This window comes from Agromyces sp. NPDC058110, from assembly GCF_042884735.1.
Classification (GTDB): Bacteria; Actinomycetota; Actinomycetes; order Actinomycetales; family Microbacteriaceae; genus Agromyces.
Window position 1 is genome coordinate 126,022 of sequence record NZ_JBHVTI010000003.1, and the last position, 24,394, is coordinate 150,415.

24 protein-coding genes and 1 tRNA gene are annotated in these 24,394 nt (G+C 70.3%); 19 read left to right on the forward strand and 6 right to left on the reverse strand.

Annotated elements, in window-relative coordinates; translation table 11 throughout:
- Positions 1 to 47: 47 nt before the first annotated feature.
- Positions 48 to 932, reverse strand: coding sequence for an SDR family oxidoreductase (locus ACFVS8_RS08180; RefSeq protein WP_387060098.1), 885 nt, complete (start codon positions 930 to 932; stop codon positions 48 to 50).
- A gap of 323 nt (positions 933 to 1,255) precedes the next feature.
- Between ACFVS8_RS08180 and ACFVS8_RS08185 the strand changes: the two genes are divergently transcribed.
- Positions 1,256 to 1,420 (forward strand): hypothetical protein, encoded by a 165-nt coding sequence (locus ACFVS8_RS08185; RefSeq protein ID WP_177232025.1) that lies wholly within the window; start codon positions 1,256 to 1,258, stop codon positions 1,418 to 1,420.
- Positions 1,421 to 1,566: 146 nt separating this feature from the next.
- Positions 1,567 to 1,944, forward strand: a complete 378-nt coding sequence (locus ACFVS8_RS08190; protein ID WP_387060101.1) for a hypothetical protein — start codon at positions 1,567 to 1,569, stop codon at positions 1,942 to 1,944.
- A 29-nt stretch (positions 1,945 to 1,973) separates the two neighbouring features.
- On the opposite strand, the gene ACFVS8_RS08195 is transcribed toward ACFVS8_RS08190, so the two are convergent.
- The gene (locus ACFVS8_RS08195) at positions 1,974 to 2,297 is read right to left on the reverse strand and encodes an ATP-dependent DNA ligase (RefSeq protein ID WP_387060104.1); all 324 of its coding nucleotides are present in this window, start codon (positions 2,295 to 2,297) and stop codon (positions 1,974 to 1,976) included.
- Between the two features lie 110 nt (positions 2,298 to 2,407).
- Here ACFVS8_RS08195 and ACFVS8_RS08200 point away from each other — a divergent pair, with 110 nt between their 5' ends.
- From ACFVS8_RS08200 to ACFVS8_RS08230, 7 genes are all read left to right on the forward strand, one after another.
- Positions 2,408 to 3,415 carry a LacI family DNA-binding transcriptional regulator gene (locus ACFVS8_RS08200; RefSeq protein WP_387060105.1) on the forward strand — a complete coding sequence of 336 codons (1,008 nt, stop codon included), beginning with the start codon at positions 2,408 to 2,410 and terminating at the stop codon, positions 3,413 to 3,415.
- 355 nt (positions 3,416 to 3,770) lie between these two features.
- Positions 3,771 to 5,381, forward strand: coding sequence for an alpha-amylase family glycosyl hydrolase (locus ACFVS8_RS08205; RefSeq protein WP_387061183.1), 1,611 nt, complete (start codon positions 3,771 to 3,773; stop codon positions 5,379 to 5,381).
- Between the two features lie 85 nt (positions 5,382 to 5,466).
- A complete protein-coding gene (locus ACFVS8_RS08210; RefSeq protein ID WP_387060107.1) occupies positions 5,467 to 6,828 on the forward strand; it encodes an ABC transporter substrate-binding protein in 1,362 nt (453 codons plus the stop codon).
- 144 nt (positions 6,829 to 6,972) lie between these two features.
- Positions 6,973 to 7,956: a carbohydrate ABC transporter permease gene (locus ACFVS8_RS08215; protein ID WP_387060109.1), complete on the forward strand. Its 984-nt coding sequence runs from the start codon at positions 6,973 to 6,975 to the stop codon at positions 7,954 to 7,956.
- Positions 7,953 to 8,939, forward strand: a complete 987-nt coding sequence (locus tag ACFVS8_RS08220) for a carbohydrate ABC transporter permease (protein WP_387060112.1) — start codon at positions 7,953 to 7,955, stop codon at positions 8,937 to 8,939. Before ACFVS8_RS08215 ends, ACFVS8_RS08220 begins: the two co-directional genes overlap by 4 nt.
- A 108-nt stretch (positions 8,940 to 9,047) precedes the next feature.
- Positions 9,048 to 9,437: an MmcQ/YjbR family DNA-binding protein gene (locus ACFVS8_RS08225; RefSeq protein ID WP_387060115.1), complete on the forward strand. Its 390-nt coding sequence runs from the start codon at positions 9,048 to 9,050 to the stop codon at positions 9,435 to 9,437.
- Between the two features lie 120 nt (positions 9,438 to 9,557).
- A tRNA-Arg gene (locus ACFVS8_RS08230) sits at positions 9,558 to 9,630 on the forward strand.
- 227 nt (positions 9,631 to 9,857) lie between these two features.
- Here ACFVS8_RS08230 and ACFVS8_RS08235 read toward each other — a convergent pair.
- The gene (locus tag ACFVS8_RS08235) at positions 9,858 to 10,913 is read right to left on the reverse strand and encodes an amidohydrolase family protein (protein ID WP_387060117.1); all 1,056 of its coding nucleotides are present in this window, start codon (positions 10,911 to 10,913) and stop codon (positions 9,858 to 9,860) included.
- Positions 10,914 to 11,061: 148 nt separating this feature from the next.
- On the opposite strand from ACFVS8_RS08235, the gene ACFVS8_RS08240 reads away from it, so the two are divergent.
- From ACFVS8_RS08240 to ACFVS8_RS08280, 9 genes are all read left to right on the forward strand, one after another.
- Positions 11,062 to 11,868: a dienelactone hydrolase family protein gene (locus ACFVS8_RS08240; RefSeq protein ID WP_387060120.1), complete on the forward strand. Its 807-nt coding sequence runs from the start codon at positions 11,062 to 11,064 to the stop codon at positions 11,866 to 11,868.
- 52 nt (positions 11,869 to 11,920) lie between these two features.
- Positions 11,921 to 13,216, forward strand: a complete 1,296-nt coding sequence (locus ACFVS8_RS08245) for an FAD-dependent monooxygenase (RefSeq protein ID WP_387060123.1) — start codon at positions 11,921 to 11,923, stop codon at positions 13,214 to 13,216.
- Positions 13,209 to 13,661: a nuclear transport factor 2 family protein gene (locus ACFVS8_RS08250; RefSeq protein ID WP_387060127.1), complete on the forward strand. Its 453-nt coding sequence runs from the start codon at positions 13,209 to 13,211 to the stop codon at positions 13,659 to 13,661. Before ACFVS8_RS08245 ends, ACFVS8_RS08250 begins: the two co-directional genes overlap by 8 nt.
- Entirely contained in the window at positions 13,658 to 14,545 is an 888-nt protein-coding gene (locus ACFVS8_RS08255; RefSeq protein WP_387060129.1) for a fumarylacetoacetate hydrolase family protein, read from the forward strand. Before ACFVS8_RS08250 ends, ACFVS8_RS08255 begins: the two co-directional genes overlap by 4 nt.
- A complete protein-coding gene (locus ACFVS8_RS08260; RefSeq protein WP_387060130.1) occupies positions 14,542 to 14,982 on the forward strand; it encodes a RidA family protein in 441 nt (146 codons plus the stop codon). Before ACFVS8_RS08255 ends, ACFVS8_RS08260 begins: the two co-directional genes overlap by 4 nt.
- Positions 14,983 to 15,104: 122 nt before the next feature.
- Complete coding sequence (locus tag ACFVS8_RS08265; RefSeq protein ID WP_387060133.1) at positions 15,105 to 16,118, forward strand: ABC transporter permease; 1,014 nt, start codon at positions 15,105 to 15,107, stop codon at positions 16,116 to 16,118.
- Between the two features lie 92 nt (positions 16,119 to 16,210).
- Positions 16,211 to 17,380 carry a sugar ABC transporter substrate-binding protein gene (locus tag ACFVS8_RS08270; protein WP_387060136.1) on the forward strand — a complete coding sequence of 390 codons (1,170 nt, stop codon included), beginning with the start codon at positions 16,211 to 16,213 and terminating at the stop codon, positions 17,378 to 17,380.
- Positions 17,377 to 19,047, forward strand: coding sequence for a sugar ABC transporter ATP-binding protein (locus ACFVS8_RS08275; protein WP_387060139.1), 1,671 nt, complete (start codon positions 17,377 to 17,379; stop codon positions 19,045 to 19,047). The genes ACFVS8_RS08270 and ACFVS8_RS08275 overlap by 4 nt, the downstream gene beginning before the upstream one ends.
- Positions 19,040 to 20,350, forward strand: coding sequence for a DUF3500 domain-containing protein (locus ACFVS8_RS08280; protein ID WP_387060142.1), 1,311 nt, complete (start codon positions 19,040 to 19,042; stop codon positions 20,348 to 20,350). The genes ACFVS8_RS08275 and ACFVS8_RS08280 overlap by 8 nt, the downstream gene beginning before the upstream one ends.
- Positions 20,351 to 20,423: 73 nt before the next feature.
- Here the strand turns inward: ACFVS8_RS08280 and ACFVS8_RS08285 are convergent, their stop codons facing one another.
- Positions 20,424 to 21,104, reverse strand: coding sequence for a GntR family transcriptional regulator (locus ACFVS8_RS08285; RefSeq protein WP_387060145.1), 681 nt, complete (start codon positions 21,102 to 21,104; stop codon positions 20,424 to 20,426).
- Entirely contained in the window at positions 21,104 to 22,078 is a 975-nt protein-coding gene (locus ACFVS8_RS08290; RefSeq protein ID WP_387060147.1) for a LysR family transcriptional regulator, read from the reverse strand. Before ACFVS8_RS08290 ends, ACFVS8_RS08285 begins: the two co-directional genes overlap by 1 nt.
- A 125-nt stretch (positions 22,079 to 22,203) precedes the next feature.
- Between ACFVS8_RS08290 and hpaD the strand changes: the two genes are divergently transcribed.
- Positions 22,204 to 23,199, forward strand: a complete 996-nt coding sequence (gene hpaD, locus ACFVS8_RS08295; RefSeq protein WP_387060149.1) for a 3,4-dihydroxyphenylacetate 2,3-dioxygenase — start codon at positions 22,204 to 22,206, stop codon at positions 23,197 to 23,199.
- 130 nt (positions 23,200 to 23,329) lie between these two features.
- On the opposite strand, the gene ACFVS8_RS08300 is transcribed toward hpaD, so the two are convergent.
- Positions 23,330 to 24,310 (reverse strand): sulfite exporter TauE/SafE family protein, encoded by a 981-nt coding sequence (locus ACFVS8_RS08300; RefSeq protein ID WP_387060151.1) that lies wholly within the window; start codon positions 24,308 to 24,310, stop codon positions 23,330 to 23,332.
- Positions 24,311 to 24,394: the final 84 nt, after the last annotated feature.

The window sequence follows — 24,394 nt, forward strand, 5'->3', positions numbered from 1 at the left end:
GGCGGGGTCACAGTCCCCGCCCGCCGGTCTCGGCGCGGTCTTGGCCGTCAGAGGCCGCGCCCGCCGGTGACGGGCAGCACGGCGCCCGACACGTACGACGCCTCGTCGGAGGCCAGGTACACGTATGCGCCGGCGAGCTCGGCCGGCTGGCCGGCCCGCCCGAGCGGGGTGTCGTGCCCGAACTCCGGCACGTGGTCGGGCCAGCCGGTGGCCGGGATCAGCGGAGTCCAGATCGGCCCCGGCGCGACCGCGTTCACGCGGATGCCACGCGGGCCGAGCTCCTCGGCGAGGGCCTTCGTGAAGGCCACGAGCGCAGCTTTCGTCATGGCGTAGTCGACGAGCGACGACGACGGATCGAATCCTTGGATCGACGAGGTCGAGATGATCGACGAGCCGGCCTGCATGTGGGGCACGGCGGCGCGTGCGAGGAAGACCGGCGCGAACAGGTTCACCCGCATGACGCGCTCGAAGTCGTCGGTCGGGATCTGCTCGATGCCGCCGCGGTCGCGCTGGTGCGCGGCGTTCAGCACGAGCAGGTCGAGGCCGCCGAACGCCGCCTCGGTGTCGTGCACGAGTTCGTTGCAGTGCGCCTCGCTGCGCAGGTCTCCGGGCAGCAGCAGCGGGTCCCGGCCGGCATCCGCGATCCACGCCGCGGTCTCGTCGGCGTCGGCCTGCTCGGTCGGCAGGTACGAGATCGCCACCTGTGCGCCCTCGCGCGCGAACGCGATGGCCACGGCACGCCCGATCCCGGAGTCCCCGCCCGTGATGAGTGCCCGCCTGCCCCGCAGACGGCCTCCCCCGCGGTAGCTCTGCTCGCCGTGGTCGGGCAGCGGTGCCATGTGCTCGGTGAGGCCGGGCGGCTGCTGCTCCTGCTTCGGGAACGGATCGGTGGTGTGCTTCGTCGTCGGGTCGATGAGCGAGTCGTTCAGCATGGGTTCCTCCTCCCATTCTCCGGACTCCTCCACGCTATGCAGGCGCACGCATCCGCCGCCCGGGGTTGACACAGGGCGGATGCCTCGGCACGGCCTCTCTGCGGAGCCCGGCGCAGGGCGGGCGGCCCCGGGTCGATGGTCATCGCGGGCGCACGACTAGCAGGCCGCTCGTGAACCGGTCAACCCCCAACGCGCTTCACGGCAGCGTCATAGCGTGGAGGGCACGGAGCGCATCCGCCCCGAGGTTCCGCCGATCGCAGATCTGCGGAGGCCGCTCGTCCGTCGCCCCGACTCGGGCGCGCGGATCATGAGAAGGAGAGATCATGAACATCCTCGTCGCCATCATCGCCATCGTCGCCATCATCCTGCTGTTCACCGGCGGGTTCGTGCAGTCGCTGAACTTCCTGCTGTGGGTGGGACTCGTGCTCCTCATCCTCGCGGTCATCGTGTGGCTCGTGCGCTTCCTCGGGGGCAAGCGCACCGTCTGATCGCACTGACTACTTCGCACGACGCGGGCGGCCATCAGGCCGCCCGCGTCGTCGTGCGCCCGGCGCCTGAGGGCGAGCGCACCGCTGCGGTGGACGGGCTGCATGGCGGGGTGCCCGGAGCCGACCGGCGGACGTATATTTGGCGGGTGGGAACGCTCTACTACGGTGACTCCGGAACCCCGATCGGCATCGAGGACCGCGCGCTGGCGCACGTCAAGGTGGCCATCACGACCAAGCTGCGCCGTGGCGAGAGCTTCACGTTGTCGTGGCAGCACGCCGACGACCAGCCCCGTGGTCGCAGCACGCTGTGGCTCCACCCGGCGATCCCGCTGCGGTTCGTCTTCGACGAGCCCGAGACGCCCGAGCTCAGCCGCGACTGGATCGAGGAGCTCATGCGCTCGGCGAACAGCACCGGCGGCATCCGCCTCGTGCCCGAGCACCTCGACACCGATCCGATCCCGACGATCCCCGAGCAGCCCGTGCAGGTCGGCGTCGACGTGCAGGAAGTCCAGCCCGACAGCTGACCGCAGCCACCTTTCGAAGAGCGGCCGGGTCAGTCCTCGTCGATCGGGTCGTCCTCGTCCGGCTCGGGCACGTACTGCAGGCCCGACGTGCTGTTCGCGGTCAGGAGCAGCTGCTCGATCCAGAGCCGGTTGAGCTTGGGCGGGCGGTTGCCGCTGAACACGAACTGCAGCGGGATCGACTCGTGAAGCCAGATCGTCGTGCGCCCGCTGCCGTTCGCGACACCGTGCTCCCACGTCATCGAGAAGCTCTCGGAGCGTCGCAGCTTGTTGATGATCGCGACGCGCAGGTGGGCGAGCGTGCGGTCGTCGATCTCGATCTCGCGCGGTGAGGAGTTGTAGATGAGCCGGCCCATGAGGCGACTCTAGTCGTCGTGCGGGGCACGGGTGCCGAGCCTCAGCGGTCGTCGTCGTCCCATGCAGCGCATTGTCGAGTTCTTGCACGGCCTGCCGTAGCATGGCGCTCATGTCGAGGAGGCTGGCGGATGTCGCGCGCAAGGTCGGGGTCAGCGAAGCGACCGTCAGCCGGGTGCTGAACGGCAAGCCCGGCGTCTCGGCATCGACCCGCGACGCCGTGCTCACCGCGCTCGACGTGCTCGGCTACGAGCGGCCGACCAAGCTGCGCGGCGAGCGGGCCAGGCTCGTGGGCCTCGTGATGCCCGAGCTGCAGAACCCGATCTTCCCGGCGCTCGCCGAGTCGATCGGCGGCGGGCTCGCGCAGAACGGCTACACGCCCGTGCTCTGCATCCAGACCGCGGGCGGCATCTCCGAGACCGACTACGTCGAGCTGCTGCTGCACCAGCAGGTGTCCGGCGTGATCTTCGCCGGCGGCGCGTACGCCCAGGCCGACGCGAACCACGAGCACTACGAGCGACTGCGGGAGCTCAAGTTGCCGACGGTGCTCGTGAACGCGCCGGTCGACGGCATCGGCTTCGCGACGGTGTCGTGCGACGACGCCACCTCGATGGAGCAGGCCTTCGGGCACCTGCTCCAGCTCGGGCACGAGCGCATCGGCATCCTGCTCGGGCCGCGCGACCACATCCCGTCGCAGCGCAAGCACGCGGCCGCCGTGCGCATGGCCGAGCGGCACGGCGTCGAGCTCGGCGACGACCGCGTCGTGCACTCGCTCTACTCGCTCGAGTCGGGGCAGACCGCGGCGACCAAGCTCATCGCCGCGGGCGTCACGGGCATCATCTGCGCGAGCGACCCCATGGCCCTCGGCGCCGTGCGCGCCGTGCGCCGCGCCGGGCTGCGGGTTCCCGAGGACGTGTCGGTCATCGGCTACGACGACTCGGCGCTCATGAACTGCACGGAGCCGCCGCTCACGACCGTTCGGCAGCCGATCGAGGCCATGGGCAAGATGATCATCGAGCTGCTCATGCGCCAGATGTCGAGCGAGCGCAGCATCGGCGACGAGGTCTTCTTCGCGCCCGAACTCGTCGTGCGCGCGTCGACCGCTCCCGCGCCGCGCTGACTCCGCCCGCCCCGCGCTGACTCCGCCGGCGCCGCCCCCGCGCGCGCCGCTGCCCAGTGCCCACCAGCTCGTCGCGCGCCCGCGCGAGCCGCGACATCCGGATCGCCGAACCCGCGCGGCAGCCGCTTGCGTGGAATCTGCAAACGGCATCCGCAACTTGACGCAAGTCGTCGCAAATTTCTGTTGAATTGTTGAAGAGTTGCATCATCCTGTTGCCTTCATTACCTTGACGGACATCGACGCCGTCGTCTCCATCCGACACGGCGCGCCCGTTCGAAGAGGAGACCGCCGCGTGACCACGTCACTCACCGCATCCGGCCCGGCAGCAGCACCGGCCCTGCCGTCGGATGACGCCCTGTGGTGGCGCAGCGCCGTGATCTACCAGGTGTACGTGCGCAGCTTCGCCGACTCCGACGGCGACGGCACGGGCGACCTGCGCGGCGTGCGCAGCAGGCTCGGCTACCTCAAGGAGCTCGGCGTCGACGCCCTGTGGTTCAACCCCTGGTACCCGAGCCCGCTCGCCGACGGCGGCTACGACGTGAGCGACTACCGCGACATCCACCCGACCTTCGGCACGCTCGAGGACGCGGAGCTGCTCATCAGCGAGGCGCTCGCCCTCGGCATCCGCACCATCATCGACATCGTCCCGAACCACATCTCGAGCGAGCACGTGTGGTTCCAGCAGGCGCTGGCCGCAGGGCCCGGCAGCCCCGAGCGCGAGCGCTTCTGGTTCCACCCCGGCAAGGGCGAGCACGGCGACGAGATGCCCACGAACTGGACCTCGAACTTCCAGGGCGACACGTGGACCCGCACGACGAACCCCGACGGCACGCCCGGCGAGTGGTACCTGCACCTGTTCACCCCCGAGCAGCCCGACCTCAACTGGAACCACCCCGACGTGCGCGCCGAGCACGAGGACGTGCTGCGGTTCTGGTTCGACCGCGGCGTCGCGGGCGTGCGCATCGACTCGGCCGGCCTGCTCATCAAGGACCCGACGCTGCCCGAGGTGCCCGCCGAGGTGCAGCCAGGCCAGCACCCCACCGAGGACCGCGACGAGGTGCACGACGTCTACCGCTCGTGGCGCCGCATCGCCGACTCGTACGAGGGCACGCGCGTGCTCGTCGGCGAGGTCTGGGTTCCGGATGCCGCACGCTTCGCGGCCTACCTGCGACCCGACGAGATGCACACCGCCTTCAACTTCGACTTCATGACGCGCCCGTGGCGGGCCGACGAGCTGCGCGCCTCGATCGACCTCATGCTCGCGGCGCACGCGCCCGTCGGCGCCCCGAGCACGTGGGTGCTCTCGAACCACGACGTGACCCGGCCGGTCACGCGATACGGCCGCGCCGACGACACGGGCTTCGCGTTCGCGCGCAAGCGGTTCGGCACCCCGACCGACCTCGAGCTCGGCACGCGACGAGCCCGCGCCGCGGCCCTGCTCACGGCCGCGCTGCCCGGCTCGCTGTACCTGTACCAGGGCGACGAGCTCGGCCTGCCCGAGGTCGAGCTGCCCCGCGAGGTGCTCGAGGACCCGATGCACTTCCGCTCTGGCGGCGTCGATCCGGGTCGAGACGGATGCCGCGTGCCCCTGCCCTGGCGCGGCACCGCGTCGCCGTTCGGCTTCAGCCCCGACGCGACCGCCCCGTGGCTGCCGCAGCCGGCGGACTGGGCCGCCCTCACCGTGCAGGCGCAGGAGGCCGACCCCGGGTCGATGCTGTGGCTGTATCGCCAGGCGCTGCGCATCCGCAAGCGCGAGCATTCGCTCGGCGACGGCCCCATGACGTGGCTGCCGAGCGAGCCGGGCGTGCTGGCCTTCAGCCGCGGCGACGACGTCGTGTCCGTCACGAACCTCGGCGACCGCGCGATCGAGCTGCCCGAGCACGACCGCATCCTCCTCAGCAGCTCGCCGCTCGTCGGCGGCCTGCTGCCCCCAGACTCCACGGCATGGCTGCACCGACCCGCCTGACCGTCGAGGCCGCATCGCACCACCCTGCATCACCCCGCGGCATCCCTCACCACACCGCATCACACAGCACCGAAAGGACTGGACAATGAAGTCACCGAGAACAGTCGTGATCGCCGGCATCGCCGCGCTCGCGATGGTGGGCTCGCTCGCCGCCTGCTCGCAGAGCAGCGGCAGCGAGGACGGCAAGCTCGAGCTCCGGGTCGCGACGTTCCCGCCCGGCGCCGACCAGGCCGCGTACGACGCGTTCGCCGAGCAGGAGAAGCAGTTCGAGAAGGCGAACCCCGACATCGACGTCGTCGGCCTCGAGTACGAGTGGACGGCTCCGACGTTCGCGGCGCAGCTCGCGGGCGGCAGCCTGCCCGACGTCTTCACGGTGCCGTTCACCGACTCGAAGACGCTCCTCGAGAACGGCCAGCTCATGGACGTCACGAAGGAGATCGACGAGCTCGGCTACTCCGACAAGTTCAACCCGATCATCCTGAACGAGGTCACGGGCCCCGACGGCGAGCTCTACGGCTTCCCGCGCCAGGCCTACGCGAACGGCCTGCACTACAACCGGGCGCTCTTCGAGCAGGCCGGCCTCGACCCCGACTCCCCGCCCACCACGTGGGACGAGGTGCGTGCCGCCGCGAAGACCATCGCCGAGAAGACCGGCAAGGCCGGCTACGCGACCATGGCCGCGGGCAACACCGGCGGCTGGCAGCTCTCGGTGCAGGCCGACTCGCGCGGTGCGTCGCTGCAGACCGACAACGGCGACGGCACCTACACGTCGACGATCGACAACGACGCCACGAAGTCGACCCTCGAGTTCCTGCACGACCTCCGCTGGGAGGACAACGCGATGGGCTCGACCTTCGACCTCGACTGGGGTGCCATCAACCAGGAGTTCGCGGCCGGCAACATCGGCATGTACACGTCGGGCTCCGACGTCTACACCGCCCTCGTGCGCGACTTCGGCATGGCGCCCGACAACTACGGCCTCACGGTCATCCCGACCGAGGACGGCGGCGGAGTGCTCGGCGGAGGCGACATCGCCGTCATGCCGCCCACGCTCGACGACGACACCAAGGCCGCCGCGGTCAAGTGGATCGACTGGTACTACATGCAGAAGCTCCTGAACGAGGACGCCGCCGTCGCCGATGCGAAGGCGCTCGCCGCCTCCGACCAGGCCGTCGGAACCCCGGTGCTGCCGGTGCTCGACAAGGACACCTGGGACCAGCAGCAGGAGTGGATCGCGCCGTACGTCAACGTGCCGCAGGACCAGATGACGGGCTTCTTCGACGGCATCTTCGAGCAGACCCCGGTGGGCGAGTTCAAGGGCCAGACGCAGCCGATCTACGCCCTGATGGACAACCTCGTGCAGGCGGTGCTCACCGACCAGAACGCCGACATCGACGCGCTGCTCAAGCAGGTCGACGTCGACGCGCAGGCCCTGCTCGACCAGTAGGAACGAGCGGATGCCGCGGGGCGGCCCCCGACGCCCCGCGGCTTCGAGCCGCACCCCGCGCTCCTCGACCGGCGTTCCCCTCGCCGGTCGAGGAGCGCAGCGTCCCGAGACCCACGTCACGACCGCCCACCAGAAGGATCACCGATGACCCTCACCGCGAAACCCGCGGCGACGAACGCGCCCGCTGACGAGCCGGGCCCGCCCGCGGCATCCGCTCGCCCGAAGCGCGCACGCCGCACGCCCCTCACCTGGATCCGCGGCGGCGGCCTGTGGAACCTCGCGTTCCTCGCCCCGATGCTCATCGTGTTCGGCGTCTTCAGCTGGGGACCGATCGTGCAGTCGGTCATCATGAGCTTCCAGAAGACGAACCTCGTGACGCCGGCCGTGTGGGTGGGCTTCGACAACTTCGCGCGCGTGCTGAGCGACCCGAACCTCGGCACCGCCGTGCTCAACACCCTGTACTTCGCGGGCCTCGCGCTCGTGTTCGGCTTCCCCCTGCCGATCATCATGGCCGTGCTCATGAGCGAGGTGAAGCGGGGCAAGGGCCTGTACAGCGCCCTCGCCTACCTGCCGGTCGTCGTGCCGCCCGTCGTGGCGGTGCTGCTCTGGAAGGTCTTCTACAACGCCAGCCCCGACGGCGTGTTCAACACGATCCTGGGCTTCTTCGGCATCCCGCCGCAGCCGTGGCTGCAGTCGTCGGCGACCGCGATGCCCTCGCTCGTGATCGAGGCGACGTGGGCCGCGGCCGGCGGATCGATCATCATCTACCTCGCCGCGCTCATCGCCGTTCCGCCGGAGCTCTACGACGCGGCCGAGGTCGACGGCGCCGGCATCTGGCGCAAGATCTGGCACGTCACCCTGCCGCAGCTGCGCGGCATCCTCTTCATCATGCTGATCCTGCAGGTCATCGGCACCGCGCAGGTCTTCCTCGAGCCGTACCTCTTCACCGGCGGAGGGCCGAACAACGCGACCCTCACGGTGCTGCTGCTCATCTACCGCTACGCCTTCCAGAACAGCCTCGGCGGCGCGTACGGGGAGGCCACCGCGCTCAGCCTCATGCTCGCGATCTTCCTCGGGCTGCTGAGCTGGCTCTACTTCAAGCTGACCGACCGTTGGAGCACGAATTGACCACCCCGGGCACCACCGCCCCCGCCACGACGCCGGCGTCGGGCCAGCTGCGATCCAGGCTCTCGGGCCTGGTGCGCCGTCGCGAGAGGGACGCCGCCGACGACGGCCTCGACCGCGGCATCCTGAGCGACCACGATCGCAAGCGCGGCGGGGTGCGGGCCTCGATGTCGGCCGTGCACGTCTTCCTGTTCGTGGGCCTCGTGGTCGCCGGGCTCGGGCCGTTGCTGTGGCTCGCGAAGGCCGCGATCACCCCCACGCAGGACACGCTGTCGCAGCCGTTCGCGCTCTGGCCGAACGGCATGGACTGGGAGAACCTGTCGACCGCATGGAACGACATCCACATCGACCAGTACTTCTTCAACACGCTCGTCGTCGCGGCGGGGTCGTGGTTCTTCCAGGTGCTCATCGCGACGACCGCGGGGTACGCGCTCAGCGTGCTCCGGCCGAAGTACGCGCCGATCCTGAACGCGCTCGTGCTGGCGACCCTGTTCATCCCGGCGGTCGTGCTGCTGGTGCCGCTGTACCTCACGATCCTGCACCCGCCCGTCATCAACGTCTCGATGCTCAACACGTACTGGGCGGTGTGGCTGCCGGCGGCGGCGAACGCGTTCAACATCCTGCTCGTGAAGCGCTTCTTCGACGGCCTGCCGCGCGAGGTGTTCGAGGCGGCGAAGACCGACGGAGCGGGCCCGTTCCGGGTGTTCTGGTCGATCGTGCTGCCCATGTCGAAGCCCATCATCGGCGTCGTGTCGGTGTTCGCGGTGATCGCGGCGTGGAAGGACTTCCTCTGGCCGCTGCTCGTGCTGCCCGACCCCGCGGTGCAGCCGTTGTCGGTGCGCCTGCCGGCGGTGCAGTCGCAGACCGAGCTCGACGTGTTCCTCGCGGCGCTCGCGATCTCGACGCTGATCCCGGTCGTGCTGTTCCTGATCTTCCAGCGGCTGTTCCTGCGCGGCGCCGGCCTCGGGGGAGCGGTCAAGGGCTGAGCGGATGTCGCGGGGCGGCGTCGCCCGCACGGCGACGCTCGCCCCGTGACGTGTGCTGCACGACGCCACCCGTGACGGATGTCTCGGGGCGGGCGTAGGCTGCCCGGCGTGGAGCATCCCCAGGTCGTCGACCCGCGGCATCCGCTCGTCGAGCGCGTGCGGGCGCTCTGCCTCGACCTGCCCGAGGCGGTCGAGGTCGAGGCGTGGGGCCGGCCCACCTTCCGCGCCGCGAAGCCGATCTTCACGTACGTGAGCGCGCACATGGAGCGCCCGTTCTCGATCGTCGTGAAGACCGACCCCGAGGAGCACCGTGCGCTCGTGCAGGACGACCGGTTCTACGGCGTGCCGTACTTCGACCGCAACCACTGGGTCGGCACCGACCTCGACGCGCCGACCACCGACTGGCAGCTGATCGAGGAGCTCATCGAGACCTCGTATCGGCAGGTCGCGCTCAAGCGGCAGCTCATCGCGCTCGACGCCCAGCGCCCCCGCTCCTGAGCGCTCGCTGTGAACCGCTCGGGGCCCGTTCGCTCGATTGGCGCCGGCGCGAAGTCTGGGATAGAGTAACGGGGTTGCCTGCTGCTGGACACAGCGCAGAACGACACGATAACTGCATATGCGCCCGTAGCTCAACGGATAGAGCATCTGACTACGGATCAGAAGGTTGGGGGTTCGAATCCCTCCGGGCGCACTCGGCATCTGCCGCAAGATCTGTGTTGAGACAGTACGAGAACGGCCCGCTTCGGCGGGCCGTTCTTGTTTTCCCGGTGGGTGCGACGACGCTGCATCGCCTGGCCGCGCGCGACGCTGCATCGCCCGGTCGGGTCGCGCACTCCGACGTGGAGCCGCACGGGCCGGCCGGATCGAGATCCGGCCGGCCCGCGGCATCCGAAGCCCTGAAGTCGGGCGGTCTCGGCGTCAGAGCTCGATCGGCAGGTTGAACAGGCGCTTGGCATTGCCGGCGAGCACGAGCTCGCGGGCGGCGTCGCTGATCTCGAGCTCGTGCTTGACGAACTCGACGCCCTGGCCCATCCAGCTGTAGAACACGGGGAACGACGAGCCGAAGAGGTAGTGGTCGGCGCCGTTGATCTCGAGCGCGGCCTCGACCTGGGTCTTGCCCCACGAGTGCGGGTGCGTCATGTCGAAGAAGATGTTCTCGTTCAGGTACTGCTTGATCTTCTCGCCGCCGGTGGGGTCGAGGCGCTGCATGGCCTCGGCCTTGTTGGTCGCGTGGGGCGTGAGCAGCGCGGTGTTCGCGAACCAGTTGCCGCCCATCATGGTGTGGATGAAGCGCAGCCCCGGCATGCGGTCGAACATGCCGCTGAAGAGCTCGCGGCCCACGGCGATGCCCTGGTCGATGATGCGGCCGTACTCGCGACGGAGGTTCGTGTAGTCGATGACCGACTTCCACTCGACCGGCAGGGGAGTGTGGTGCACGATGACCGGGATGTCGAGCTTCTCGATGACCTTCAGGTAGGGCTCGAACACCGGGTCGTCGAGGTAGAGCTGGCCGTAGTGGCAGGCGAGCTGCACGCCCACCGCGCCGAGGTCGCCGACGGCGCGCTCGAGTTCGTATACGTTCTCCTTGCCGCCCCACGGCGGCACACACGCCGTGGCGAACAGTCGCCCGCCCGACCGCGAGACGATCTCGGCTGCGTTGTCGTTCACGGCCTTGCAGGTCTCGAGGCCGAGCCACTCCTGCCAGACGGGCACGCGCATGATGCCGTAGTCGACGCCGGCCTCGTCCATGGCGGCGAGCTTCGCCTCGGCGGAGTAGTCGCCCTCGACGTAGTTGAGGTTCTGGTGCCCGGCGGGCTTCTCGAGGATGAGCTGCTTCTTGCCGCTGTCCATCTCGATGACGCGGGCGATCTCGCCGAACCCGCGCGGGGCGGAGTCGAGGAAGCCGTTCAGGATCTTCTCGTTGGTGAAGAGATCCTCCGGCAGGTGGTGGATGTTGATGTCGACGACCGTCATGGTCTGGTGCTCCTTCTCGCTTCGTCGCGTGATGTCGATTCAGCATAGATGATCGTGTTGGAAATCGTGTGTGATCCTGTGTAGGATCATGACCGCGCTCGACGTCGAACGAACCTCGTCGACCTCCGGGCGCAGAGAGGGGGCCGACATGGCCGAGCTGACGCAGCGCGACGTCGCCTACGAGGCGAACGGCACGCGCATGATCGGATGCCTCGTGGCACCAGTCGGTGCTGCGGGCGATGCAGCGGGCGCTGTCGCGTCCACGCTCGCCGCAGGTTGCTCCGCGCCCCGGCCCGGCATCCTCCTCGTGCACGACGCCTTCGGCCTCGGTGCCGACACCATCGCCCTCGCCGCCCGCTACGCGGAGCTCGGCTACGCCGTCTTCGCCGCCGACGTCTGGGGCGAGCGCACCGAGCCGCAGAGCGGCGTCGACATCGGCCGCCTCATCGGTTCGATGGCCGGCGACCGAGACGAATGGATGTCGCGCCTCGCCGCCGCGCACACCGCCGCCGCCGAACAGCCCGAGTTCGACGCCGACCGCACGGTCGTCGTCGGCGCGTGCTTCGGAGGGTCGTCGGCGCTCGAGTACGTGCGCACGGGTGCGCGGGTGATCGCGGCCGTGAGCATCCACGGCGGACTCGACCTCGTCGCCCACGACTGGTCGGCAGCGACCGGCTCGGCGACCGTGCTGCTCTGCACCGGCGCCGACGACCCCATGGCCGCGCCCGAGCACTGGCAGCCCGTCAAGGCAGGACTCACGAGCGCCGGCATCGACTGGGAGTTCGACCTCTACAGCGGCACCCGGCACGCCTTCACCAATCCGAAGACCGACGCGCTCGGCATGCCCGGCGCCGCGTACCACGCGCGCAACGCCGCCCGGGCGTGGGCGCGCACCGTCCACTTCCTGGGCGAGGTGACCGGCGCAGCCGCCGGCATCCGCTCGGGCGCCCGTTGAGACAGAGCCGCGAACACCCGAGTCGCGCAGGCCAGAGAACGAAGAGGAACACATGACCGACATCGCCATCATCGGTGCGGGCCCCGGCGGGCTCGTCACCGCCCTGCGGCTGCACCAGGCCGGGTTCAGCCCGACGATCTACGAGACCGTGCCCGAACTGAAGCCCCTCGGGGTCGGCGTCGACATCAAGACGGTCGGCACGCGCGAGCTCGACGACCTCGGCCTGCTCGAGGAGTTCCGGGCGATCTCGGTCGACGCCGAGGACTCCATCTTCTTCAACCACTTCGGCCAGGAGATCTACGCCGAGAAGTGCGGCGTGCACATGGGCTACCTCCACGAGCAGCGGTTCGTGCACCGCGGCATCCTCCAGATGCTGCTCTTCCGCACGGTGCTCGAGCGACTCGGCGACGACGCGGTCGTGCTGGGCGCGCGGGTCACCGCGTACAGCCAGGATGCCAACGGGGTCGCGCTCGACCTCGAGCACCGCGACGGCCGCACCGAGCAGGTGCGCCACGACGCCGTCATCGCCGCCGACGGCATCAAGTCGGCCGTGCGCCGGCAGATGCACCCCGGCCTCGCCGAACCCGAGTTCTCGGGCATCACCATGTGGCGCGGTACGACGCTGCGCGAACCGATCCGCGGCGGGCACACGATCCTGCACCTCGGCGACCCGCGCATCTCGACGATGATCGTGTACCCGATCGCTGAGGACTTCGAGGGCTCCGGTCTCGACCTCATCAACTGGGTCGTCGAGACCAACGGCGAGGAGACCGTCGAGGACTGGAACCAGGTCGCCGACCCCGAGCAGATCATCCCCGCGTTCGACTCGCTGGAGCTGCCGTTCCTCGACGTGCAGCAGCTCATCCGCGACGCTCGCGAGGTCTACCTCTTCCCCCTCATCCGGCACTTCCCGCTCGACACGTGGGTCGACGGCCGGGTCGTGCTGCTCGGCGACGCCGCCCACGCGATGTACCCGCGCGGCGGCAACGGCATCACGCAGGCCATGCTCGATGCGCGCGTGCTCACCGAGCAGCTCGTCGAGCTCGGCGACCCGACCGCGGCGTTCGCCGCCTATGACCGCGCTCGCCGCGAGATCGTGAACCGCATCGCCGACAACATGCGCGGCGAGGGCTACGAGGTCATCCGCCGCATCGTCGCCGAGCGCACCGACGGGCAGCCGTTCGACGACATCGAGCAGGTGCTGCCGCTCGCCGAGGCCGACGAGATCTTCTCGAAGTACCACGCGCTCGTCGGCGCCCCGCGCCCCGGGCACGAGGCCGGCGAGGCGACGGGGTTCCGCACGTGGGAGACGGGCGCTTCGGTTGAGGCCGGTGTCGCGCATGACTGAGATCAGAACGGCGAATGCCGCGGAGCGCGACGCGATCCTCGCCCTCGAGGCCGAGCGCCAGCGGGCGCTCATCGGCGGCGACCTGGAGACCCTCGCCCGCATCTTCGACGACCGGCTCGTGCACATCCACGCGCCCGGCGTCGTGCACGACAAGGCCATGCTGCTCGAGCACGTCGGCACGCGCCGCGCGTACCGCTCGATCGAGCGCGGCGATCTCGAGATCCGCGTGATCGGCGACGTCGCGATCGTGACCGGCCCGATCGTGAACGAGCTCGCGAACCCCGACGGCTCGATGCGCACGCAGCACGGCGTGGTCACGCAGGTGGTCGTGCGCGGGGCATCCGGCAAATCGGATGCCGCGTGGCGGTTCGTGAGCTTCCAGCTCACGCCGCTCGGCGAGCAGGTGTGGGGCAAGCTCCCGTCCGAAGAGGAGGCCGCACGATGAAGCTCGCCAGGTTCACCGTCGACGGCTCGGAGCCGCGCATCGGCCGGGTCGACCTCGATGGTGCCGATGGCGACGTGCTCGTCGACGTCTCCGAGGTGCCGGGCGTCGGCACGTCGCTCCGGGCGATCCTGCCCGAGCTCGACGCGCTGGGGCCGGCGATCCGTTCGGCCGAGGGCGCGAGCTACGCGCTCGCCGACGTGGAGTTGCTGCCGCCCATCGATGACCCGCAGAAGTACCTCGGCATCGGTATGAATTACCAGGAGCACGCCGAGGAGGCGCGCGCCGCCGGCATCCCGATCCCGACGAGCCAGCTCTGGTTCAACAAGCAGGTCACGTGCATCACCGGTCCGTATGGCGACATCGTGAAGCCCGACCTCTCCGACGAGCTCGACTACGAGATCGAGCTCGCCGTGGTCATCGGACGCGAGTGCAAGCACGTGGCGGTCGAAGACGCCCGGTCGGTCATCGCCGGGTACCTCGTGGCGAACGACGTCTCGGTGCGCGACTGGCTGCAGAAGCGCTCGCCCACGTTCACGCTCGGCAAGTCGTTCGACACGCACGGGCCGGTCGGCCCGTGGCTCACGACCGACGACGAGATCGCCGACCCCCTCGACCTGCGCATGACGCTCACGGTCAACGGCGAGGTGCGTCAGGACTGGCGCACCGACGACATGATCTCCGATATCTACGAGCAGATCGCCTATCTCACGCAGGTGTTCACGCTGAAGCCCGGCGACATCCTCGCGACGGGCACGCCCGCCGGCATCGGGGCGCCGACGCGCAACTTCCTGAAGCCAGGCGATGTCGTGCGGGCGGAGATCGAGGGGCTCGGGGCGATCGAGAACCGGGTCGTGCCGGAGCCCAGCGTCGGAGACCGATCATGACCCGCACCACGATCGAGATCGACGGGTTCGCGCACGAGAACCCGGTGCCGGCCGCGTGCCGCATCGGCCCGTTCGTGCAGTCGGGCGTGCTCACGGCGCGCGATCCGCGCACGGGCGAGATCCCGGCCGACCTCGACACGCAGGTCGCGCGGGTCTTCGACCGGGTGCGCGAGGTCATGGCCGCCGCGGGCGGCGGCGTCGGCGGCATCCTGAAGCTCACGCTCTGGGTGGCCGACCTCCGCGACCGAGAGGCCATCAATCGCGAGTGGGTCGCGATGTTCCCGGATGCCGCCGACCGGCCGGCCCGCCAGGTGATGGCCGCCGCGCTCGATCGGGGCTGCCTCGTGCAGGCCGAGCTGACCGCGGTGATCGGGGAGCCCGATGTGCTCGAGGTGCCCGACACGATCGAGCAAGCGCCCGGAGGCGGCATCCGATGAACGCCATCGAGCAGGAGATCGCATATGATCTCACACACGAAACTCAGCCCGGCGAGCCCGGGTCGACCGACCGCACGACGACCGTGCGACGCAAAGGCGCGAGGACGGGAGCAGGAACCCCCATGACGAACACGAAGACCGCCCCCAACGAGACCGTCGCCATCGCGGCCGCGCGAGAGACGCAGCCCCGATCGTGGATCGGATGGGCCTCGTCACGATTCTCGGTGATCGCCGTGTGGATCCTGCTCATCGCGATCTTCGCGGTGCTGCGACCCCAGAACATGTTCCACGCGGGCACCTGGGCCTCGATCTTCGGCGGGCAGTCAGACCTCGTCTTCCTCTCGGCGGCGCTGCTCTGCACGATCATCGTCGGCGAGTTCGTCGACATGTCGGTCGCGTCGAATTTCGGCCTGGCGTCGATCCTCACGGTCGTGCTCACGGTGAACCACGACTGGAACGTGTGGCTCGCCGCACTCTTCGCCATCGCGATGTCGACGCTCGCGGGCCTCATCAACGGCCTGCTCGTCGTGAGGCTCGGGGTCAACACCATCGTCGTCACGCTCGGCATGGGCACGGTGCTGCTCGGCATCGCGAGCTGGGCGAGCAACCTGCAGCCCGTGAGCGGCCTGCCGGCCGAGTTCTCGAAGGTCGCGACCACCACGTTCGGCGGCCTGCCCACGACCTTCTACCTGGCGCTCGTCCTGATGCTCGGGTTCGCCTACCTGCTGCAGTTCACGCCCCTCGGCCGCAACATGCGCTTCGTCGGCGAGAACCGCGAGGTCAGCCGCCTCGCCGGCGTGCGCGTCAACCGCATCCGCATCGGCGCGTTCGTCTCGGCGGGAGTCATCGCCGGCCTCGGCGGCGTGCTCTCGGCCGCGTACTTCGGCGGCGCCGAGGCGATGACCTCGCAGACGTACATGCTCCCCATGTTCGCCGCGACGTTCCTCGGCACCGCGATCTTCCAGCCCGGGCGCTTCAACCCGCTCGGCACGCTCGTGGCCGTGTACTTCCTCGCGACCGGCGTGCTCGGCCTCAAGTTCCTCGGCGCGAGCCCCGCCATCTCGAACATCTTCTACGGCGGCGTGCTGATCATCGCGGTCAGCATCTCCACCGTGCTCCATCGCCGCACCAGGTAGGCGAACCCCGCACCGATCCGTCAACACCCGCACCCCTGCAAGTCCTGCAATCCATGTCCGAACTGTCAACGTCGTCACGTAAGGAACACCGCATGAACGCATCATCCGCCCGCCGCATCAAGGGCCTCGTGGCCGCAGGCGCGGTCGCCGTCAGCGCCCTCGCACTCGTCGGCTGCGCCGACTCGGGCTCCGCCACCTCGCCCTCCGCGTCGACCTCAGCCGGCAGCGGCGACTCCGACCTCGACGCCGCCCTCGCAGCAGTGGAGGCGCCGCTCGACGCCTACCCCGTGCCGACCGACGCGGTCGACGGCATCGACGCCTTCAAGGGCGAGACCGTCTACTACGTGCCCGTCACGCTCCAGTCGCCGCAGTTCAGCATCGTGAGCGCGCAGCTCACCGAAGCCCTCGAGACCGTCGGCATCTCGGTGCAGGTGTGCGACGGCAAGGGCAACCCGAGCGACATCGGCTCGTGCATCGGCCAGGGCACGCAGGCAGGTGCCGCCGCCATCGTCACCGACGCGGTGCCCTACGGGCTCGCCGCCAACGCGCTCGACGCGGCCCAGGCGGCCGGCATCCCCGTCGTCATCTCGAACCAGATCCCCGACGACACCCACCCGGCCTCCGAGACGCTCGGCTACGTGCCCGCGGGCGGCTCCGACCAGGAGATCGCGATCGCCCAGTGGATCACGAAGGACTCGGGCGGCACCGCGAACATCCTCATCAACCGCACGGCCGATGGCCCCTCGCAGAAGGCGTACGTGCAGGCCGGCACCGACGAGCTCGACTCGATCTGCCCCGACTGCACCTACACGATCAACGACGTGTCGTCGTCGAACTTCCCGCAGGTCACGCCGTCGGTGAGCGCCGCGCTGCTGAACGACCCGACCATCGGCTACGTCGTGAACGACTTCGCCCAGTTCCTCCAGCCCACCCAGGGCGGCGTGCAGGCGGCGGGCATGATGGAGTCCGTCAAGGGCGTCACCGGCTCGGCCGGCATCGGCGCACTCCAGGCCCTCGAGTCGAACACCTACCTCTACGCAGCCACGGGCCAGGCCAACGCCTACCAGGGCTGGGTCGAGGCCGATCTCGCCCTGCGGCTCATGACCGGGTCGACGGTACCGGAGTACACCATCCCCGTCCGCCTCTTCACGCGCGACAACATCGGCGACGTGACCCTCACCGAAGAGGCCGAGGCCTCGGGCGAGTGGTTCGGCCCGACCACGTTCCGCGAGGACTTCGAAGCGCTGTGGGGTGTTGCATGACCCTCGGCACCACCATCGGGGAGCGGGCGGCAGCGCCCGCTCCCCGGGGCGCCCGCCTCACGGTCGAATCGCTCTCGAAGACGTTCGGCCGCACGCGGGTGCTGAAGGACATCACGTTCGACGTGCGCCCCGGCGAGGTGCACGCGCTCGTCGGGCAGAACGGATCGGGCAAGTCGACCGTCGCGAAGATCCTCTCGGGCCTATACACGCCCGACGAGGGCGGCGTCGTGTCGTTCGAGGGCCACCCGTTCGACCTGCCGGTCACCCCGCACGACGCCCGCGAACGCGGCATGGCGATCGTGCACCAGAGCCTCGGCCTCGTCGACTCGTTCACGGTGCTCGAGAACCTGCGCGTCGGCCGCCTGACGCCCACCGGCCCGTTCCGCCGCATCGACTGGAAGCGCGAGCGCGCGGCATCTCAGGCCGTCTTCGACCGCATCCAGCGCTCGGTGCCGCTCGACGCACTCGTCGGCGAACTCAGCGAAGAGGACCGCGCGATCGTCGCGATCGCCCGTGCGCTGCAGGACGCCACGCCCGGCAAGGGTCTCATCATCTTCGACGAGTCGACGCGCGCCCTCGGCCGCCGCGCACTCGAGGGCTTCTTCACGCTCCTCGACGAGATCGTCGCGACCGGCACCGCGGTGCTGCTCATCACCCACCGCCTCGAGGAGGTCGTCGATGCGGCCGACCGCGTGACCGTGCTGCGCGACGGCGCCGTGGTCGAGTCGGGCCGCGAGGTCGCGGGCATGACCGAGGCGACCCTGACGGGTCTCATCCTCGGACGCGACCTCATCGACCTCGGCGACCGCGCACCGCTCCCGGGGCTCACCGGCGACCCGGTCGCCGTCTCGGGTGTCACGGGGCTCGGCGTGCGCGACATCGCGTTCGAGGTGCGCCCCGGCGAGGTGCTCGGCCTGACGGGGCTCGCCGGTTCGGGCTACGACGATGTGCCGTACCTGCTCGCGGGCGTCTCGAAGGCGTCCTCGGGCGAAGTGGCGCTCGCGGGCACGACCCTCCCGCTGAAGGGGCTCACCCCGAGCGCCGCGATCGGCGGCGGCATCTCGCTCGTGCCCGAGGGGCGGGAGCACAGCGGCATCGCCGCGGGCATGTCGGTCGCCGAGAACATCGCGTTCCCGCAGACCTCGCGTGCCAAGCGCGGCCTGCTGCCCTTCTCGTCGCGCGGCGAACGCTCGCTCGCCGACGAGTGGATCGAGCGCCTCGACGTGCGCCCGCCCCGCCCCGACGCCATGGTCGGCACGCTGAGCGGCGGAAACCAGCAGAAGGTGTTCGTCGCGAAGTGGCTCGCCACCGACCCGAAACTGTTGCTCCTGCACGAGCCCACGCAGGCGGTCGACATCGGCGCGCGACACATCATCGGCGCCGCCGTGCGGGATGCCGCCGAGACCGGCACCTACGTCGTCGTCGCGGGCTCCGACGAGAACGAACTCGCCCTCGTGTGCGACCGCGTGCTCGTCTTCGCCGACGGCGAGATCCAGCGCGAACTCACCTCGCCCATGACGCCAGACGACATCGTCGCTGCGATCTACACGAACGGCGCGCGTGCACGGCTGAGGCAGCGCGGAGGGGCGGATGCCGGCGGCTCCGCCGAGCGGGCTGTTGCGCCTGCGGAGTCCGCCTCGCCGGCGGAGGGCTCAGCCGATGACTGACGACGACCGGGACCTCGACGGGTTCTTCTCCGAGGCGCGCGTGAGCGCACGCGACGAGGCTGTGGAGCTCGACGACCGCAGCTTCCGCGAGCACCTGTACCCGCTCGACGGCGACGAGCTCGCCCCCTGGCGGGGCATGTCGTACGAGGAGTTCACGGCGGCCCGGCAGGGCAACGAGTTCCTCCAGGCCCTGCTGCGCGACTGGGACGCGCTCTACGACGAGCCGTTCGTCGGTATCACTGCCGACGGCGTCGTGCGGAGTGAGGTGTGGGCGGATGCCGCATCCGGGCCGGCCGCGCCCGGCGACCCCGCCCTCGTGGCCGCCGCCGAGCACCTCCTCGCGACGCTGCCCGACGACCTGCGCGAGTGTGTGCAGTACGACATCGACGCCCCTGACTGGCGCGGCTGGAGCAACCCCGAGTTCGTGTTCCACCGCAACGGGCTGCGGCTCGAAGACCTCGACGACCGGCAGGTCGCGGCGATCCTGGGCCTGGTCGAGGCATCCCTCAGCCCTGATGGGTTCGCGCAGGTGCGCGAGGCGATGGCGCTCAACGGCTACCTCGGCGAGCTCACCGAACTGCCGACGATCATGAACGAGCGCAGCTACTGGTTCTCGCTCTTCGGCACGCCCTCGGTCGACGAGCCGTGGGGCTGGCAGCTCTTCGGCCACCACGTCGCGCTGAACTTCGTGACCGTCGGCGGACGCGACGTCATCGCGCCGGTCTTCATCGGCGCCGAGCCCGCGCTCTCGGACGGCGCCCGCCCGCCCCTGTTCGACGATCGCGAGCGCCTCGCACTCGAGCTGGCCGGCTCTCTCACGCCCGAGCAGCGCGCCGAGGCCGTGGTGTTCGCGTCGGTGCTCGACCCGGCGATGCCCGAAGGGCGCCTGCACCCCGCCGATGAGCGCCACGTCGCGGGCGCCTTCCGCGACAACCGCGTGGTGCCCTCCGAGGGCATCCCGGTGTCGCGATTGGATGCCGCGCAGCAGGCGCTCGTGCGCTGCATCGTCGCGGACTTCCACGTGCTGCTGCGCGACCCCCAGCGCGAGGCGATGCTCGCCCGCTACGACGACCACCTCGACGAGACGTGGTTCTCCTGGTACGGCGCGACCGACGGCAGCGAGCCCGTGTACTTCCGCATCCAGAGCCCGGTGCTGATCGCCGAGCTCGACAACCACGCGGGCGTCTGGCTGGCGAACCGCCTGCCGGCGCGCTTCCACGTGCACACCACGCTGCGCCTGCCGAACGGCAACGACTACGGGCGCGCCTGGATCGCGCAGTGGCGCGAGGGCGGCGGCGCCTGACCTTCACGGCCGAACACCCTCCTGCATTGAGCGGGAGGGCGTCCGTCGTGCGTGCGGGCCGGTGTTCGGCGCCTTACGCCAGCAGCGACTCGCTGGGCGTGTGCCCCGCCTCGGCGGCGTCGTAGGTCGTGACGGCGACGAGGGTGTTGACCTCGTGCTGGCGGGCGGCCGCCTCGATCTCGTCGGGGTCGGCGCCGCTCTCGATGAGGGCGACGAGGGCCTCGTGCTCGGCGACGGAGGCCTGCGCCCGCCCGGGAGCGTGCCAGTAGGCCGAGCGGCGGATGAAGTCCAGCCGCGCCCATTCGTTGGCCAGCAGGTCGTTGAGGCGCTGGTCGTCGCTCTTCGAGCAGAGCACCTCGTGGAAGCGCCGGTTGAGCCGACCGAACAGGTTCGTGTCGAAGTTCGCGAGCGCCTCGGCCATCTGGGCGTTGAACGCGCGGGCCTCGGCGAGGTCGGCTGCGGTGAGGTGCGGCGCCGACACTGCGGTCGCGAGTCCTTCGAGGCGTGCGAGCAGACGGATGGTGCGTTCGAACGCCTGCGCATCGAACGTGCGCACGAGCGCCCCGACGTTGGGCACGATCTCGACCCAGCCCTCGGCCTCGAGGCGGCGCAGCGACTCGCGCCACGGCACCGAGCTGATGCCGTGCTCGCGCGCGAGCTGGTCGATGACGAGCCGGTACCCGGGCCCGTACGCACCATCGGTGATGCGCGCCTTCAGGACGGCGTACGCCTGCTCTGCCTTGCTCGCTGCCATCATCGGTCCTCTCGCGCGTCCTGCGATTGTATGGGAAATCGCACACGATCTGTGTCGACAGGCTCGGAATGCTCGGATGCCGCGTCGACGAGTTCGAGCAGCCGGCCCACGACCGGGTCGGCGGCGGCGCCCCGGCGTGCCAGCACGAGCGCGCGCAGGGGCGCAGGGGAGGGATGCGTCGTCCGCGCGACGACGTCGAACCGACCGAGGCTCGCCCCGTCGGCGTCGGGCAGCAGCGCGACGCCGAGCCCCGCCTCCACGAGCGGCACCATGTTCTGGATGGTCGCGACCGTGCGCACCTCGCGCGGCACCACCCCGAGCCGCAGGAACTCCGCCTCGACGAGTTCGGGCAGGCTCGGCACCGCGGCCGTGCGCTGGGGGAGCAGCACGATGCGGTCGTCGAACCAGTGCAGCGGCAGCGGGTCGGGTGCCTCCGTGCCGGGCGGCAGCGCCGCCACGAGCTGCACGGCACCCCAGTCGCGGATCTCGAACGCGTCGCCGTGGCGTGCGATGAACCGCTTGGGGTCGGCCACGAGGATCGCCGCGACATCCGCTCGCGCGTTCACGACGAGGTCGAGCGCGGTCCAGGGCGGCGGGTCGACGAGCCGGATCTCGACGTCGGGGGCGGCTGCGGCGACCTCCCTGAGCAGTCGAGGGATGCGGTGCCAGATGAGCGCGGGCACGGCCGCGACCGTGAGCACGCCGCTGCCGCGCCCGGCGGACCGGCGCACGGTCGCGACGATCTCGTCGACCTCGCCGAGCACGCGGCCCGACGACTCGAGCAGCGTCCGCCCTGCGCTCGTTGGCTCGACGCCTCGCGACGTGCGCACCAGGAGCGGCGTGCCGAGCTCGGTCTCGAGCTGGGCGATGGCCACGCTGAGCGGCGGCTGCGACATGTGCAGGGCCTTCGCGGCGGCCGTGAGCGAGCCCGCCTCGACGACGGCGTGGAAGTACCGCAGGTGGCGAAGCTCCATGTGCTGAGCCTATCGCAGCATCCATTCGATAGTCCTGGACTATGACTGGCAGAGCGCATCGGTAGTTCCGCGAACGGCCGTGCGTTGCGAGCCTTGAAGGGTTCGACACCCGGAAGGACCCGAAGATGCTGCCCACCTGGAACCAGACCCCGCCGTTCGCGATCACCCGTGCGAGCCACGTCGCGCTCGCCGTGACCGACCTCGCCGCGAGTCGCGACTTCTACCGCGACACCATCGGACTCGTGGTCACCGAGGAGACCGACGACGTGGTCTACCTTCGCGGGCTCGAGGAGGCCTCGCACCACAGTCTGCGGCTCGAGCTCGCCGCCGAGCCGAAAGCGCTCGCGGTCGGCCTGCGCGTGCGCACCGACGACGACATCGTGGCGGCCGAACGGCACTTCGAGGGGGCAGGCATCGACTACGAGCGCGTCGAGGTCGACCACCAGGGCCCGACGATCCGCTTCCGCGATCCGGTCGGCACGCACATGGAGCTCACCTCGTCGATGGACGTCGTCGACCGGAAGATGCAGCAGTTCGACGAGTTCGTCGCGGGTGCGCCGCAGCGCCTCGACCACTACCAGGTCGTCACCTACGACGTGCAGCGCGCCACCGAGTTCTGGACGGGCCTCGGCATGCGCATGAGCGAGTACACCGCGACCGACGGCACCGACGAGCTCTGGGGCACCTGGATGGAGGTCAAGGGCAACACGCACGACCTCGTCTTCACGAACGGCCGCGGCCCCAGGCTGCACCACTTCGCCTTCACGGTGCCTGACGCGGCATCCCTCATCCATGCGGCGGATGTCGCGGGCGCGACCGGATTCGGACAGGAGATCGACCGCGGGCCCGGCCGCCATGGCATCAGCAACGCGCTCTTCCTCTACCTGCGCGACCCCGACCAGCACCGCATCGAGCTGTTCACGACGCACTACCAGTTCATCGACCTCGAGGCGGAGCCGATCCGGTGGGACACGTCGAATCCGAAGCGTGCGCAACTCTGGGGCATGCCGGCGTCGCGCCGCTGGTTCTTCGAAGCGAGCGAGTTCCCGGGGCAGCCCGTGCTCGAACCGCTCGTGACGGCGAACCCGGCGACGCTGGAGGAGTTCCTCGGGGTGCACTGACGCGCCCCGCGGCCCGCACCGTTCCGCACCCGCACCCGCACCAGCACCCGCACCAGCACCCGCACGGCGAAGCGCCTCCGACCGGTCGGTCGGAGGCGCTTCGTTCGTCGGGAGTCCGGAGGCGGAGCGATCAGCGCCCGGCGGCAGGACCGCCCGACGCTGCCGGTGCAGCCGAGGCCGACGACGTCACCGAGGTGTCCGCGTCGTCGTCGATGGCGTCGGCGCTCGCCGCGGCGAGCTCGGCCTCGAGCCGGCGGTCGGCACGCAGCGTGCGAACCGCGAAGGCCACGGCCGCAGCCCAGATCACGGCGATCGCGATGAGCACGGAGTTGGTCACGAGCGGCGATGCCTCGGCCGTGATGAGGATCGTGCGGGCGTTCGTGAACACGATGAGCCCGCCGACGAGCGACCCGAGCAGGCGCGGCGGCAGCTTGCGCACGAGCCACGCGGCGAGCGGGGCCGCGAGCACGCCGCCCGCGAGCAGCGCGAGCACCCAGCCGAGGTCGAAGCCCTCGGCGCCGAGGCCGATGAAGAAGCCGATGCTCGCGGCGACCGAGACGAGGAACTCGCTGGTGTCGATCGAGCCGATCACCTTGCGGGGCTCGATGCGACCCGAGGCGAGCAGCGCGGGCGTGCCGACCGGGCCCCATCCGCCGCCGCCGGTGGCGTCGAGGAAGCCGCCGATGAGGCCGACCGGCGCGAGGAACCGGAGCCGCAGCGGCTTCGCGGAGTTCACCTTCGGCAGCGCGCGGAACGTGAAGCGGATCAGGAGGTAGGTGCCGAGCGCGAGCAGGATGCCGGCCATGACGGGCTTCGCGGCGTCGGTCGACAGCGACGAGAGCACGGTCGCGCCGAGGAAGGCCCCGATCGCACCCGGGATGCCGATGCGGAGCACGACCTTCCAGTCGACGTTGCCGAAGCGCCAGTGCGAGGCGCCGGAGGCGAGCGTCGTGCCGATCTCGGCGAGGTGCACCGATGCGCTGGCCGCTGCCGGGTTCGCGCCGATCGCGAGCAGCAGCGTGGTCGACGTGACGCCGTACGCCATGCCGAGGGCGCCGTCGACGAGCTGGGCGGCGAACCCGACGAGCGCCAGGAGTACGAGTGTCTGCATCACGCCTGCTTTCCGAGAGTCTGGACTGGATCACCCGGGAATCTATGAGGGTCGGCTCGGGCCGACAACCGTGATGTCGCAGCA